General features: G+C 56.8%; 16 protein-coding genes and 1 pseudogene. 4 read left to right on the top strand and 13 right to left on the bottom strand.

Going from position 1 to position 14,935, the window contains the following annotated elements; genetic code table 11:
• Positions 1-164: 164 nt before the first annotated feature.
• The 11 genes and pseudogenes from nth to blr form a co-directional block, all read right to left on the bottom strand.
• Entirely contained in the window at positions 165-803 is a 639-nt protein-coding gene (gene nth / locus ABOC21_RS11110; protein ID WP_426814568.1) for an endonuclease III, read from the bottom strand.
• Entirely contained in the window at positions 803-1,507 is a 705-nt protein-coding gene (locus ABOC21_RS11115) for an electron transport complex subunit E (RefSeq protein ID WP_426814569.1), read from the bottom strand. Before ABOC21_RS11115 ends, nth begins: the two co-directional genes overlap by 1 nt.
• Before the next feature lie 3 nt (positions 1,508-1,510).
• Positions 1,511-2,131 carry an electron transport complex subunit RsxG gene (gene rsxG / locus ABOC21_RS11120; RefSeq protein ID WP_426814570.1) on the bottom strand — a complete coding sequence of 207 codons (621 nt, stop codon included), beginning with the start codon at positions 2,129-2,131 and terminating at the stop codon, positions 1,511-1,513.
• A gap of 9 nt (positions 2,132-2,140) precedes the next feature.
• A complete protein-coding gene (gene rsxD / locus ABOC21_RS11125; RefSeq protein WP_426814571.1) occupies positions 2,141-3,193 on the bottom strand; it encodes an electron transport complex subunit RsxD in 1,053 nt (350 codons plus the stop codon).
• Positions 3,194-5,362 carry an electron transport complex subunit RsxC gene (gene rsxC, locus ABOC21_RS11130; protein WP_426814572.1) on the bottom strand — a complete coding sequence of 723 codons (2,169 nt, stop codon included), beginning with the start codon at positions 5,360-5,362 and terminating at the stop codon, positions 3,194-3,196.
• Positions 5,355-5,933 carry an electron transport complex subunit RsxB gene (gene rsxB, locus ABOC21_RS11135; RefSeq protein ID WP_426814573.1) on the bottom strand — a complete coding sequence of 193 codons (579 nt, stop codon included), beginning with the start codon at positions 5,931-5,933 and terminating at the stop codon, positions 5,355-5,357. Before rsxB ends, rsxC begins: the two co-directional genes overlap by 8 nt.
• 2 nt (positions 5,934-5,935) lie before the next feature.
• Positions 5,936-6,517 carry an electron transport complex subunit RsxA gene (gene rsxA, locus ABOC21_RS11140; protein WP_025710820.1) on the bottom strand — a complete coding sequence of 194 codons (582 nt, stop codon included), beginning with the start codon at positions 6,515-6,517 and terminating at the stop codon, positions 5,936-5,938.
• A 78-nt stretch (positions 6,518-6,595) separates the two neighbouring features.
• Positions 6,596-7,036 carry a DUF2569 domain-containing protein gene (locus ABOC21_RS11145; protein WP_426814574.1) on the bottom strand — a complete coding sequence of 147 codons (441 nt, stop codon included), beginning with the start codon at positions 7,034-7,036 and terminating at the stop codon, positions 6,596-6,598.
• A 171-nt stretch (positions 7,037-7,207) separates the two neighbouring features.
• Positions 7,208-7,424 (bottom strand): annotated as a pseudogene (ydgT, locus tag ABOC21_RS11150) (transcription modulator YdgT).
• Positions 7,425-7,789: 365 nt separating this feature from the next.
• Positions 7,790-9,160, bottom strand: coding sequence for a GH1 family beta-glucosidase (locus tag ABOC21_RS11155; RefSeq protein WP_426814575.1), 1,371 nt, complete (start codon positions 9,158-9,160; stop codon positions 7,790-7,792).
• Positions 9,161-9,277: 117 nt separating this feature from the next.
• Positions 9,278-9,415, bottom strand: a complete 138-nt coding sequence (gene blr, locus ABOC21_RS11160) for a division septum protein Blr (protein ID WP_426814576.1) — start codon at positions 9,413-9,415, stop codon at positions 9,278-9,280.
• A gap of 191 nt (positions 9,416-9,606) precedes the next feature.
• On the opposite strand from blr, the gene ABOC21_RS11165 reads away from it, so the two are divergent.
• The gene (locus ABOC21_RS11165; RefSeq protein ID WP_426814577.1) at positions 9,607-10,647 is read left to right on the top strand and encodes an oxidoreductase; all 1,041 of its coding nucleotides are present in this window, start codon (positions 9,607-9,609) and stop codon (positions 10,645-10,647) included.
• Positions 10,648-10,684: 37 nt separating this feature from the next.
• Here ABOC21_RS11165 and add read toward each other — a convergent pair whose 3' ends face one another.
• The gene (gene add, locus ABOC21_RS11170; RefSeq protein WP_426814578.1) at positions 10,685-11,686 is read right to left on the bottom strand and encodes an adenosine deaminase; all 1,002 of its coding nucleotides are present in this window, start codon (positions 11,684-11,686) and stop codon (positions 10,685-10,687) included.
• Between the two features lie 423 nt (positions 11,687-12,109).
• Here add and cspA point away from each other — a divergent pair, with 423 nt between their 5' ends.
• The 3 genes from cspA (at position 12,110) to ABOC21_RS11185 (ending at position 14,217) form a co-directional block, all read left to right on the top strand.
• Complete coding sequence (cspA, locus tag ABOC21_RS11175) at positions 12,110-12,325, top strand: RNA chaperone/antiterminator CspA (protein WP_426814579.1); 216 nt, start codon at positions 12,110-12,112, stop codon at positions 12,323-12,325.
• A 537-nt stretch (positions 12,326-12,862) separates the two neighbouring features.
• A complete protein-coding gene (locus ABOC21_RS11180) occupies positions 12,863-13,051 on the top strand; it encodes a cold shock small protein YmcF (RefSeq protein ID WP_426814580.1) in 189 nt (62 codons plus the stop codon).
• 350 nt (positions 13,052-13,401) lie between these two features.
• Entirely contained in the window at positions 13,402-14,217 is an 816-nt protein-coding gene (locus ABOC21_RS11185; protein ID WP_426814581.1) for a MetQ/NlpA family lipoprotein, read from the top strand.
• A 44-nt stretch (positions 14,218-14,261) separates the two neighbouring features.
• Here the strand turns inward: ABOC21_RS11185 and ABOC21_RS11190 are convergent, their stop codons facing one another.
• Complete coding sequence (locus ABOC21_RS11190; RefSeq protein ID WP_426814582.1) at positions 14,262-14,708, bottom strand: N-acetyltransferase family protein; 447 nt, start codon at positions 14,706-14,708, stop codon at positions 14,262-14,264.
• Between the last annotated feature and the right edge of the window lie 227 nt (positions 14,709-14,935).

Below are 14,935 nucleotides of genomic sequence, written 5' to 3' on the forward strand. Positions count from 1 at the left end.
AAATGTATAGAAATTTTTTTGCCGGAAAAAATGATTAACCTGGCTGAGCGTTATATAAGCAGATTATTGCCCTGCTAACAGGCATAACTGTGGCGAAAATGGCAGGTAAGAAAGGAAACAGGCAGAACCATTACCCCAGGCAGGGTAATGGCTTTATTGAGACGTCAGGCAGCGTAAACCTTCTCTTTGAACTCGCAGAGGTCTTCAATCAGGCAGGAACCGCAGCGCGGCTTGCGGGCGATGCAGGTGTAGCGTCCGTGGAGAATAAGCCAGTGGTGGCAGTCCACCTTAAACTCGGCGGGGACCACCTTCAGCAGCTTCTCTTCAACCTGCTCGACGTTCTTGCCGGGGGCAAACTGCGTGCGGTTGCAAACGCGGAAAATATGCGTATCGACCGCAATCGTCGGCCAGCCGAAGGCGGTATTGAGCACCACGTTGGCGGTTTTGCGTCCGACGCCGGGCAGCGCTTCCAGCGCGGCCCTGTCCTCGGGAACTTCGCCATTGTGCTGTTCCAGCAGGATCCGACAGGTCTTAATCACGTTTTCGGCCTTGCTGTTAAACAGGCCGATGGTTTTGATATATGACTTCACCCCGTCGACGCCGAGGTCGAGTATCGCCGCCGGGGTATTGGCGACCGGATAGAGCTTTGCCGTCGCCTTATTGACGCTGACGTCGGTGGCCTGCGCCGAGAGCAGTACCGCGATCAGCAGCTCAAACGGAGAGCTGAAGTTGAGCTCGGTGGTGGGATGCGGATCGTTATCCCGCAGGCGGGTCAGAATTTCCAGACGTTTGCTCTTATTCATCAGGCTTTCCCTGCGGCATCAGACGGCGCAATGACCGGGGCTGCGGCGAGCGCCGCCCGGGCCTTGCGCTGCTTGCTGCGTTCATCAATAAGATATTTGACCGCCAGCATCATCCCGAGGCCGATAAACGCCCCCGGCGGCAGCATCGCCAGCAGGAACGGCGTGTCGGTATGGAAAACCTCGATGCGCAGCGCTTTCGCCCAGCCGCCGAGCAGGCTATCGGCGCCATCAAACAGCGTCCCGTTACCAATGATTTCACGCAGCGAGCCGAGGACAAACATGGCGCAGGTGGCCCCCATGCCAATCGCGAAACCGTCCAGCGCCGAGAGGGCCGGACCCTTTTTCGCCGCGAAGGCCTCGGCGCGGCCGACGACAATGCAGTTGGTTACAATCAGCGGGATAAAGATCCCCAGCGACTGGTAGAGCCCGTAGGCGTAGGCGTTAATCAGCATCTGCACGACGCTCACCACCGAAGCGATGATCATCACGTAAATAGGGATACGAATTTCGGCCGGCGTCCAGCGGCGCAGGCTGGAGATCGTCAGGTTGGTGAGGGTCAGAACCAGGGTGGTGGCCAGCCCTAATCCCAGCGCGTTGGTGGCGGTGGAGGTCACGGCAAGCAGAGGGCACATCCCCAGCAGCTGGACCAGCGCGGAGTTGTTTTTCCACAACCCCTGAACAATAACGTCTTTTACTTCGCTCATGCTCTAGTCTCCACAGGCGGTGAATTCGGGAATCTGCGTTGGCAGCGTTTGCGCGTACAGGCCGGCGCGCTTAACCGCGTTGACCACCGCGCGCGGCGTAATGGTCGCGCCGGTAAACTGGTCAAAATCGCCGCCGTCTTTTTTAACCGCCCAATGGCCGTCGCTCTCGCCGTGAATAACTTTGCCGGCGAAATGGGTGATCCAGTCGGACAGACGCAGCTCAATTTTATCGCCGAGGCCCGGCGTTTCGTGATGCTCGGTGACCCGGGTGCCGAGAACGGTACCTTTAAAATCGGCGGCGACCAGCAGCTGAATCGCTCCGGAGTAGCCGTCCGGCGCGGTAGTTTCCATGACCGCACCCACCGGGATATCGTTATTTTTGGCAATCCAGATCTTATGCTGCCCTTTACCCAGCGCCGGAGCGGAGGCGAGGTAGCAGCTCTGCAGCAGATCGTTATTATACAGCTCTGCGGGCAGAACCTGGTCAAATAGCGCCTTTTGCTGCTGAGCCGCCTGATCTTCAATCGTCGATTTGGTCAGCTCATTGATAGCCGCCGTCAGGCCGGTGGAGCCGGCGGCGAAAAGCGCCAGCGTGATGCCGTGTTTACGCATGCTTTTTAACATGACGGGTCCTCAGCGGTGGCCGTACACGCGGGGGCGCGTGTAGTAATCAATCAACGGAACGGTAATGTTCGCCAGCAGCACGGCGAAGGCTACGCCGTCAGGATAGCCGCCGAAGCTGCGAATAAGCCACACCAGCAGGCCCGCCAGCGCGCCGAAAACAAGGCGCCCGCGGTTGGTGGTGGAGGCGGTTACCGGATCCGTCAAAATAAAGAACGCGCCGAGCATGGTGGCGCCGGACAGCAGATGTATCTGCGGCGCGGCCAGGCTCTGCGGCGAGAAAAACCAGCCGAGGGTGGAGCAGACGGCCAGGCTTAGCAGGAAGCTAAGCGGAATATGCCAGCGAATCGTCTTCTGCCACAGCAGGAACAGCCCGCCGACCAGATAAGCGATATTCACCCACTGCCAGCCAAGCCCCGCCAGAGCGCCGCCGAAAATCGGGTACTGGAGGATCTCGTTGACCTGATGGCCGGCGTGTAGGGAGGTTTTAAAGGTGTCCAGCGGCGTGGCCTGGCTGATACCGTCGACCCCGAGACGCAGGGCGTTCATATCGCCGCCGGCGGCGGTGTGGCCGGTGAAAATAACCCGTAGCGCGTCGCTAAAGCCTGGGATATGGGCCGCAATCTCCTGCGGCGGCAGCCAGGAGGTCATCTGCACCGGGAAGGAGATCAGCAGCACAACGTAGCCAATCATCGCCGGGTTAAACGGGTTATGTCCCAGCCCGCCGTACAGCTGTTTGGCGATGATAACGGCAAAGGCGGTACCGAGGACCACCATCCACCAGGGGGCAAGGGGGGGAATACTGACGGCCAGCAGCAGGCCGGTCAGCAGCGCCGAGTTGTCGGCCAGAATGGCGGCGATATTCTGCTTACGCAGTTTAAGGATGGCGGCTTCGGTTCCCCAGGCGGTCAGGGCCGCGAGGATAAGCTGCAGCACGGTGCCCCAGCCGAAAAACCAGGTCTGCACCACGATGCCGGGTACGGCGGCGAGCAGCACCAGCAGCATAATCCGCGAGGTCTGACGCTGGTTGTGGGTATAGGGAGAGCTTGCGATTCTGAAAACCATTTATTCCTCGTTAACTGCCTGCCGGGATGCTTTCCTGGCCTGAACTCGGGCGATTGCTTCTGCGACTGCCGCCTTGCGCGGATCGATGGCCTCAGCCTCCGGCGCGGCAACGACGTCAGCCTGCTGCTGTTCGGCCTTACGGGCCCTGGCGCGCGCGATGGCGGCCTCGACCGCGGCTTTGCGCGGGTCGACGGCTTCAGCTTCCGGCTCGATCGCGGCTTGCGCCTGCTGCTGCTCGGCCTTGCGGGCTTTAGCGCGGGCGATGGCGGCCTCTACCGCGGCTTTGCGCGGGTCGACGGCTTCAGCTTCCGGCTCGATCGTGGCTTGCGCCTGCTGCTGTTCGGCCTTGCGGACCTTAGCGCGGGCGATGGCGGCCTCTACCGTGGCTTTACGCGGGTCGATAGCCTCAGCTTCCGGCTCGATCGTGGCTTGCGTCTGCTGCTGTTCGGCCTTGCGGGCTTTAGCGCGGGCGATGGCGGCCTCGACCGCGGCTTTGCGCGGATCGATAGCTGCGCCGGCCGACGCTTCGGGCGCGGACGCAGCCTGTTCGCTTTTACGCGCGCGCGCCAGCGCTTTACGCGCTTCGCGCGCGGCGATGGCTTCGCTATTGTCCGGCTTAGCGCCCGCCTGCACGACGATCGGCTGGGCCGCATCCTGCTGTTTTTCCCGCACGCGGGCGAGGGCGGCATTAATCGCTTCGCTATCTTTGGCGGCTGGCTGCACGGCGGACTGTTTATGCCGTTCAAGGCGTGCGGCCTTATCGCGCTCCAGACGTGCCTGACGGGATTCAAAGCGGGCTTTGGCTTCGGCCGCGCGCTTCTCTTCGAGGCGAATCTCGGCGATCTCGGCCTTCTCCTGACGGAAGTACTGCACCAGCGGAATATTGCTCGGGCAGACCCAGGCGCAGGCGCCGCACTCTATGCAGTCGGCCAGATTGTGGGTCGTGGCCTTGTCGTGCTGCTGGCCTTTACTGAACCAGTACAGCTGCTGCGGCAGCAGATCGGCAGGGCAGGCATCGGCGCAGGCGCTGCAGCGGATGCAGCCTTTTTCTTCTTCCGCCTCGCCCATTTCGCTGGCCGACGGGGCCAGCAGGCAGTTGGTGATTTTGACCACCGGCACGTCGAGCCACGGGAGGGTAAAGCCCATCAGCGGACCGCCCATAATGACCATCGGCTCAGCGCTGGGGCAAAAACCGGCATCATTCAGCAGATGGCGCACCGGCGTGCCCAGCCGGGCCCAGACGTTGCCCGGGCGCGAAACCGCTTCCCCGGTTAAGGTCACCACGCGTTCGGTCAGCGGCTCGCCGTCAATCACCGCGCGCTTAACCGCGTAGGCGGTGCCGACGTTTTGCATCAGGATCCCGATATCGGAAGAACGGCCGCCGTGAGGGACCTGTTTGCCGGTGAGGATCTGCGTCAGCTGTTTGGCGCCGCCGGAGGGATATTTGGTCGGGATCACGCGCAGGGAGATGCCGTGCGCCTCGCTCAGTACCGCACGCAGCATGGAGATCGCCTGCGGTTTGTTGTCCTCAATGCCGATCAGCACCTGGCTCGGCTGTAAAATATGGGCCAGGATGCGAATGCCGTCGATAATCTGCGCCGCGCAGTCCTGCATCAGGCGATCGTCGGCGGTAATGTAGGGTTCGCACTCGGCGGCGTTAATAATTAAGGTGTCGATCTTGTCGCCGCCGCCGCGCAGCTTAATTCCGGTAGGAAAACCGGCGCCGCCCAGCCCGGCCACGCCGAACTGGTGGATGCGTTCGATAAGCTCATCGCGGGATTTGCTCTGGTAGTCGCTCCAGCCGTCGCGTTCAATCCAGCGGTCTTCGCCATCGGCATCGATAATAACGCTCATCTCCGCCAGCGCCGAGGGATGCGCCGTCGAATGCGGCGCGATGGCGCTGACAATACCCGACGTTGGGGCGTGAACGGGCAGCATTTTTCCCCAGCCGCGGGTCAGCGGCTGGCCGCGCAGGACGCGATCGCCGGGCTGCACGCAAAGCTCGCCCTGAGCGCCAATATGCTGCTTTAGCGGAATAACAAACTGCTGCGCCAGGGAGACCTGGCGCAGCGGCGTACCGTTTGACTGGGTTTTCATCTCCGGCGGATGAATACCGCCGTTGAAATCCCAGACCTTGTCTTTTTTGAACGCGGAAAATAGCTTAAACATGTTGTTCCACAGGAATGATGCGCACCGGGATGGTGTGTAGATCCCACTTCCAGGTTTCGGTGGTCTCCGCAACCGGAACCATCTCTATACACTGCGTTGGGCAGGGCGCGACGCAAAGATTACAGCCGGTACAGAGGTCGCTCACCACCGTATGCATCGCGCGGGTTGCGCCGACAATGGCGTCAACGGGGCAGGCCTGGATGCATTTCGTGCAGCCAATACAGTTCTTTTCGTCGATGACCGCCAGCATACGCACCGGCTCTGCCTGCCCGGCATCGCCGTCAGCAGGCTGCGGGTCGACGTTCAGCAGGGTGGCAATTTTTAACATCACCGCTTCGCCGCCGGGGGCGCAGCGGTTGATTTTCTCACCCTGCAGGCCAACCGCTTCCGCATAAGGGCGGCAGCCGGGGTAGCCGCACTGGCCGCACTGGCTTTGCGGAAGAAGCTCGTCGATCTTTTCAACGACCGGATCGTCCTCCACCTCAAAACGGCGGGAGGCGTAACCCAAAATTAAGCCGAAAATCAGCCCGAGAAGGCTGATCGCAATGACGGCTATCCAGACAGCGCTCATAATTACAACTTCACCAAACCACTAAAGCCCATAAATGCCAGCGACATTAAGCCCGCCGTCACCAGCGCAATGGCGTTGCCGCGAAACGGCGCCGGGACGTCGGCAACCACCAGACGCTCGCGAATGGCGGCAAACAGCACCATAACCAGAGAGAAGCCGACCGCCGCGGCAAAACCGTACAGCGCGGACTGCAGAAAATTGTGCCCCAGGTTAATATTCAGCAGCGCCACGCCGAGCACGGCGCAGTTGGTGGTGATCAGCGGCAGGAAAATACCCAGCAGGCGGTAGAGCGCCGGACTGGTTTTGCGCACCACCATTTCGGTGAACTGCACCACTACCGCAATGACCAGAATAAAGGCCAGCGTGCGTAAATAGACCAAATTCAGCGGGATAAGAATCCAGGTATCAATTAACCAGGCGCAGATAGAGGCCAGCGTCATCACAAAGGTGGTAGCCAGCCCCATACCCATAGCGGTCTCCAGCTTTTTGGAAACCCCCATAAACGGACACAGCCCAAGAAACTTCACCAGCACGAAGTTATTTACGAGGACGGTACCAATAAAGAGCAGTAAATAATCAGCCATTAATTCGACCTGAAACGGAAAAAGCCGCCCATTATCGAATAAAACGATACCGGCGACAACAGGTTAACTGTGGGGTTATTACGGATTAACAAAGGTCCGTTTAACCCGTTCGGAGCGCTTGAAGTAAGGAACCAGCAGCGCCGTAGCAAGAAGAGGGAACAGCAGCTGGCGCAGGGCCAAAACGTCCGATATGGGCGAGAAGGCAAAGGCCTTAATCGCCAGCAGCAGGGAGATCAGCAGCCAGATAATATAGTGCTTCGGCACGATCTTCCGCCGTTTGAAAAAGGCCAGCGTCAGCCACAGGGTGTAGTACCACATGGCGACGGCGAACAGCAGGGAGGCGGCCCAAAGGATAATATTACCGGCGCTCATTGCGCCCAGCAAGGAGAACGTTTGCGGCGCCATTAACGCATTGGCAAAGATAAGCAGCGATAGCGAAGCGCTTAGCAGCGCAACCAGCAGCCATGCAAGCGGCCCCAGCAGCCATCCGCCAATTCGTTCTGCAGAGTCAGAGGACATACTTTCTCCCGGATTTAACGCCAGTGAAATACCCGTTGAGCGTCAGGCTGCACGCGCTTACCTGAGCAAGCGTCCGCGCGTTCGCACCGTTCGCCCGGCGCGCAACCTGTTCAGGTACGGATCAAAATCAAGGGCGGGAGTATAAGCAACTGGCGTGCTTCAGAACAGTTTTTATTGCACGTAACGCCAGACGGATTTAGGAACCTGTCCAATATCGAACAGTTTACCGCCAGAAACCAGCTCGGCCCGCCGATGGTCAGCGGCGCGGTACATGTTAACGATCTCTTCGTTATCGGTCAGGGAGTAGTTAAGGTGGTCAAAAAGCTTTTCCAGACTTTCCAGCGAGTCTGATTTTACGAAATTTTAATAAATAGTCCTGAACGGTCATTTGCGTATCCATTTTTATAATCGGAATTAATATAAGCCTGTCCCATCAGGCTATTTGATTTACCATTTTTGGCCAGCTCCGTGGGCACATCCTCACGCACTTCGCGTACGCGGCGGTTGTTTCACGTTCTGGCGGCAAAATAGCGGCAACCATGACCTGGTGGGATCGTCTCTAAGTTGAATATTACCAGCCTTTAGTAAACCTGCTCTCAACCAGCGGCAGCTTATTTATTAGCGAGCCGCGACGGAATTATTTCGGTTGTAAATACTAAAGACAAGAACTGATTACATTCCCGGTGTAGTAACAAGAAATTTAAGAATATTCTAGCGCTGAATCAGGCGCCGGACGGCGCCTGGAGAAGAAGATTAACGCTGTTGGCCGCGGCTGGCAATAACGTTTTGATACCAAAAGAAGCTCTTTTTCCGCCTGCGGGCGAGCCCCTGCTGATGGTCGACGTAAACGAAGCCGTATTGCTTCTGGTAGCCGTTAAGCCAGCTCAGCAGATCGATAAATGACCACGGATAATAACCGCGCACGTCGGCTCCGGCGTCCAGCGCTTTTTCCAGCGCATTAATATGGGCGCTGAGGTAGTCAATACGCGGGTCGTCGACAATCTCGCCGTCAATAATCGGGTCTTTGGCACCTAAGCCGTTTTCGGTGATGTAAATCGGAATATCACCGTAGCGCTCCTTGATCATCATAATACCGTCCGTTAACCCCTGGGGCCAGATTTCCCAGCCCCATTCGGTGTAGGTGCTTTGTGGATTGCGGACGAAATAGTACAGGCCCTCAGCGCCGGGTTCGCTGCCGCCTAATCCTTCCTGCGGCTGGGCTGAAACGGTTTCGCGGCGATAGTAGTTGAGGCCGATAAAATCGCTGTGGTTTTCTCGCAGCAGCGCCTCATCGCCGGGGGCAAAGCGCGGGACGCCCCACAGGGCCTGGGTTTGCTGCAGCAGCTCTTCGGGATAGGTGCCTTTTAACACCGGGTCATATAGCCAGTGGGTATGGATAGCGTCCGCCATCTCGGTTGCCCGGCGATCCTCTTCGCTAGCGGTGAGCGGAGTATGCGGCTGCAGAACGTTGACGAAACCAATCTCGCCCGCAACGCCCATGTCACGAAACGCTTTAACTGCCATTGCGTGGGCGACAAAGACGTGGTGACAGGCCTGAATGGCGCGCGCCGGGTCGCGTACCGCCGGCGGATGGCAGCCGTTAATGTAGCCATGGCCAATAAAAACGATGGTCTCGTTGAAGGTGGCCCACAGCTTGACCCGCGAACCGAAACGCGCGTAGCACAGACGCGCATATTCGGCGAAGGCTTCCGCAGTGCTGCGGGCTTCCCAGCCGCCCTCATCCTGCAGCGCCTGCGGCAGATCCCAATGGTAGAGCGTAATCATCGGCTCGATATTGTGCGCCAGCAGTTCGTCGATCAGCTCGCTATAAAACCGCACGCCGGCTTCGTTGACTTCGCCGCGGCCGCCGGGCAGCAGGCGCGGCCAGGAAATGGAAAAGCGGTAGCTCTGCAGGCCCATCTCGGCCATCAGGGCAACGTCCTCGCGAAAGCGGTGATAGTGATCGACGGCGATGTCGCCGTTGGTCCCCTGGTAGGTAGTGCCCGGCAGGTGAGAGTAGATGTCCCAGATCGACGGCCCCTTTCCGTCGGCATTGTGGCCACCCTCAACCTGATAGGCTGCGGTAGCGGCGCCCCAGAGAAAACTTTGCGGAAATGCGGCCATGTGAAGAGCTCCTTAGCGAATGAATAAGGAGAGTGTAATGAAGGGGGATGCGCATATGCAACCGGTCTCAGAAACCGGTTGCATACTTGCGAAGCGGGTCACTTTTTCGCGTGAACGCTATTTTGCCTGTACAACATTAGCGGGAGGCGGGGATTGGTAGTTATCAATGTGATGAGCGATAACCAAAAGCAGGGCCGAAACGCCAAAAACAACCCAACCTATAAGCTCTACAATTCTGCTGAAAACGGCTGCCATAATTCTGCTATTGAAAGTTAAAACGGAGGTAAATGTTACTAAATGCGGCGAACAACGCAAGTAGTAGCTGGCGAAGTTTTAATGATTGATGCCAGAGTGAGCGGTCGATAATGCATAAGCAAAGCTAATAAGACGTTTGGGTCTTATAGTTATAGGGAATCCCCCGAACTTTTCGCCAGAGAGGTTGCAAGATGAGTGACACTATTCGCGTCGCAATAATCGGCTACGGGTACGCCAGTAAAACGTTCCATGCGCCGCTGATAAGCGGAACGCCGGGAATGACGCTTGCCGCGGTGTCGAGTAGCGATGAAGGCAAAGTGCGGATTGATTGGCCAACGCTGTCAGTTGTTGCCGAACCCCGCCAGCTGTTAGACGATCCCAACATCGACCTGATAGTTATCCCGACGCCGAACGACACACACTTTCCGCTGGCGAAGGCCGCGCTGGAGGCGGGGAAACACGTGGTGGTGGATAAACCCTTTACCGTGACACTGTCACAGGCCCGCGAACTGGATGCCATTGCCAGAAGCCGGGGACGGCTGCTTTCGGTGTTTCATAACAGACGCTGGGACAGCGATTTTTTGACCGTTAAGTCATTGATTAACGAAGGGCTGCTGGGGGAGGTCTGCTATTTCGAATCGCACTTCGACCGCTATCGTCCCCAGGTACGCAACCGCTGGCGGGAAGCGGGCGGCCCGGGAAGCGGGATCTGGTTCGATCTGGGCCCCCATCTGCTCGATCAGGCGATCGACCTGTTTGGCCTGCCGGTCAGCATGAGCGTCGATTTAGCCCAGCTGCGCCCGGGAGCGCAATCTACCGACTATTTCCACGCGGCGCTGGTTTACCCGCAGCGCCGGGTGATCCTCCACGCCACTCTGCTGGCGGCTGCGGAAACGGCGCGCTATATCGTCCACGGATCGCGGGGGAGCTATATCAAATACGGTCTCGACCCGCAGGAGGAGCGGTTAAAAAACGGCGAGCGCCTTCCGCAGGAGGACTGGGGATACGATATGCGCGACGGGATTTTGACGCGCGTAGACGGCGAGGATCGCAGCGAGGAGAGCTGGCTAACGCTGCCCGGCAGCTACCCGGCTTACTACGCCGCCATTCGCGATGCGCTGAACGGGAACGGAGAGAATCCGGTCCCGGCGAGTCAGGCTATTCAGATTATGCAGTTGATTGAGCTGGGGATTGAATCAGCAAGGCATCGCGCCACGCTATGCCTGATTTAAGATGCAACGCCCGGCAGGATTGCTGCCGGGCAGTCAGCTAGGCGCGCTGCACGCGCTGGATCAGCGCCGCTTTTTCCTGCGCGCTGAGGAAGGCGAGCTCGAGGCCGTTGATTTGCGCCTGGCGGATTTGCTCGCGGCTCAGGCCCGCGGCCGGGGCGGCAACGTTGTATTCATGAATAATATCGACGCCCTGTACCGCCGGATCGTCGGTGTTAATCGAGGCCAGCACGCCGTGCTCGAGGAAGGTTTTTAACGGATGCTCGGCCAGCGACGCGACGGTGCTGGTCTGAATGTTCGAGGTCAGGCAGGATTCAATTCCGATACGCTGTGCGGCCAAAAAGGCCATCAGCGCCGGATCCTGCACCGCCTTCACCCCGTGGCCGATACGTTCGGCGCCCAGCTCGCGAATGGCCTGCCAGATGCTTTCCGGGCCAGCCGCTTCCCCCGCGTGGACGGTAATACGCCAGCCGGCGTCGCGAGCCTGGGTGAAGTGCTGCATAAACAGGGTGCCGGGGAAGCCGAGCTCATCTCCGGCGAGATCGAGCGCGGTAATGCCGTCGCGGTGGGCCAGCAGCGCGTCGAGCTCCTGCTGACAGGCATCCTCGCCGAAGGTGCGGCTCATAATACCAATCAGCCGCGCTTCTACGTTAAAATCGCGGCTCCCGTCGCGCACGCCGGCAATGACCGCTTCAACCACGCCGTCAACCGGCAGGCGGTGGGTCATCGCCATATAGCGCGGGGAGAAGCGCAGTTCAACGTAGTGCAGGCCGTTGCGCGCCGCGTCTTCGACGTTTTCATACGCCACACGACGGCACGCTTCCAGCGAGGCGAGCACCTTTACGCCCCAGTCAAGTTTGGCAAGAAAGCTCACCAGATCGGGTTCGTTGCTGGTGACCTGGACGTGCGGACGCAGGGTATCGAGAGTGGTGGCCGGGAGCGCGATGTTAAACTGGCGGCCAAGATCGAGAATCGTTTGGGCCCGGATGTTGCCGTCAAGATGGCGATGAATGTCGGTTAGTGGCAAAGTTGAATCAATCATGGTCGCACTCATTTTTTAGTAAAAGTGCACATCATTATACAACAGGGTTATAACTGTTTAAAAGTATTGAAAAAATCCTGTCTATACAAGCATCTGCCGGCGCCGCTCGAGCGCGTAGCTCAGTTTAAGATTCAGCGTTGCGATTGCGTCCCCGTTTCTGCCGCGCGTTTACCTGCAGGATGCGCTAAAAATAGTCGCGGCTTTCCGGCGCAGCAGAAAATAATACTTGCTATCAATAGTTATCTATGCGATCAATAGCAGGTCGGTTTGGTCCACAGAACCAATAAAGCGGTTTAGTAAAGCAGTCCTCATCTCAAGCGTTATTCCTGAATAATCCTTTTTTCGAGCCTCCTTATCGTTAGTAATTAATTTCTGTGATGCGAACTTTTTCGCCGCAAGGCTTTGAACATTGGGATAATACTTATGTCTGGGAAGATGATTGGTTTAGTAAAATGGTTTAACGAAGGTAAAGGTTTTGGCTTTATTTCTCCCGTCGACGGCAGTAAAGATGTTTTCGTGCATTTTTCTGCGCTGCAGGGCGAGGGCTTTAAAACCTTATTTGAAGGGCAGAAGGTCGAATTCACTATCGAGAGCGGTGCTAAAGGCCCTGCTGCCGGTAATGTCGTTCTGCGTGATTAATTAATTTTGCGTTTTTATGAATCTGCGATAACGATGACGGTGTAATCCTGAGTAGTCAGATTGATAAAAAACGCGTGCGGTCATCGCGAAGTCGGCAGCGTTTGTCGGCTTTAATCGCTACGGTAGAACAGCTTTTTCCTGAAATATCAGCAGGCTGAGCGCCGTATGCTGTGCCATTGCGTGAAGCGCTTTACGGGCTGATGCCGCTTAATCATCGCCCTGAGCTAACCTGCGTACAAGGAGTGACCGCCTCCTGAAACGGCACCGTGTTTACCTTGGGTAAATTTTTGTATTTCGTACGCCTGCGGGCAAATTAACAACCAACAACATCCAAAATAATCGCTGATGAAGTAACATGGTTTTATCTGAAATGGTTTTCAGATTTAGCGTTAAGAAATAATGACAATGATGTCTTTGTTCTACCAACCATTCGAACAGTGATTTCCGCTGTCATTGAAGGTCAAGAAGAGCCTTCAGTTAAATATGGCTAAATGCCCCTGCGGTAGTGAATGTTGTAGCAAATAAAAGGCTAACATCATGACTGACCACATCCATTTCAGGTGCCCATGCTGCCATGGGTCACAGTACAGAACATCCAGCTACGATGTATCTGAAAGCAATCCGTTCGGTGCAAAATGTATCTTTTGTAAATCCTCGATGATTACACTTGATAATATTGTGCCCTATATTTCGCCAAAAGCACTCGCTTCCGGATTACGCAATTAATTTAATCCGAAGACCCTGTAAGGGGTCTTATCATATCGATGCGGCGACGCCGGTTTTCTTCACCGTAGCGCCGATCGGCTCGCGAGCATTAGCGCCCGCGCAGCGGACGATCTGCTGCGCCAGCCGTAAGCGTACAGCAAACCCCGGCCATCGCCGGGGTTTTTGCTATTCTGGCGTTCAGCGCGCTACGCCGCATCGCGCGCCAATAGCGGCCGCCGGCCGCGCTCATAGCAAAACGCTATTAATCATAGTGAATCAGTATTTAATTTCAGATATGAGATTTTTTATAGTCCCTGGTGCTGCTTTTCCTGCAATGACTGGCAGGCTATGTTAAAAAGGACCCTGGGACTATGATCTTTACGCTAAAAAAATTTGCCATTTCGCTGGCCGCTGCCGGCACGCTGCTCCTGACCGCCTGCGGGCCAGCCGGACAGGACCCTAATCATATCAAGGTTGGGATCAGCGCCGGCATTGACCAGCAGGTGTGGTCGGTGGTGCAAAAGGTGGCGAAAGAGAAGTACAATCTCGACGTCGAAGTTGTCACCTTTAACGACTTCGTGCTGCCGAACGAGGCGCTCAATAACGGCGATCTGGACATTAACGCTTTTCAGCATAAGCCGTATCTGGATAAGCAGATTCAGGAGCGCGGCTACAAGCTGGTAGCGGTGGGGACCACCTTTGTCTACCCGATCGCCGCCTATTCAAAGCAGATTACCGCTATTGACCAGCTGCCGGATGGAGCGCAGGTTGCCGTACCGAACGATCCGACTAATCTGGGTCGCTCGCTGCTTCTGCTGCAAAAGCAGGGCCTGATTACCCTTAAAGAGGGCGTTGGTCTCCTGCCGACCGCGTTGGATATCGTCAACAATCCGAAGCACTTAAAAATCGTTGAGATTGAGGCTCCGCAGCTGACGCGGGCGCTGGACGACAGGCAAATATCTCTCGCGGTTATCAATACGACGTTCTCCAGCCAGATCGGACTATCGCCGAGCCGTAACGGGCTATTTGTCGAAGATAAGCACTCGCCGTACGTCAATATTTTTGCCAGCCGCGTCGATAATAAAGATAGCGATAAGGTAAAAAATTTGGTGAAGGCGTATCAGACCGACGAGGTGGCCGCGGCGGCGGCGGAACTGTATAAAGGCGATGCGGTTAAGGGCTGGTAATCTTGCTTTCGGTATCAGGGAGACACCCTGATACCGAATATCGGCTATTTGTTCAGCATTTTATTGTAGACAAAAAAGTCCGTATCCCGCACGAAGCCGTTGCGTTCGTACAGCGCCTGCGCCGGGGCGTTGTCGGTTGCGGTACTGAGCGTAATAAATGCGGAATCGGTTTCCGTCGCCAGCTGTCCGGCGCGTTCGATCAGCTTCTGCGCCACGCCGTGTTGACGCGATTTTGCATCGACAAAGAGATCGTACAGCAGCCAGATCCTTTTCATTTCTAATGAGCAGAATAGAGGATAGAGCTGCGCGAAGCCGACGGACTGGCCGTCAATTTCCGCGAAAAAAATAACCGATTCATTGAGCTCTAAACGTTTGCGAATAAACTCACGGGCCAGCGCCGGCTGCGCTTCTACCTGATAAAAATGGCGATAACCTAGATACAGCGGCAGAATTTTATCGACGTCCTGGGGCTGGGCTTGAAATATGTTCATGACGTTCCTCACGCTAAAATCAGGCTAATTGTATTACAACCAGGTTTCAGGTAAATAGCCGGGAAACGCCTGCAGGCCGCTGTACGGCGAGGTTGCCGGGCGCGTGGCGTCTTATTTACGTCCGCCCGGAGTGCGAATTGCCTGCGGGGCGGAAATAATGCGGGAAATAACGATCGAAATCATATCGTAGCCAAAAAATAGCCGCTTAGTGTTCGGCGCTGCTCATT

This window comes from Klebsiella sp. WOUb02 (assembly GCF_050058015.1).
Classification (GTDB): Bacteria; Pseudomonadota; Gammaproteobacteria; order Enterobacterales; family Enterobacteriaceae; genus Klebsiella.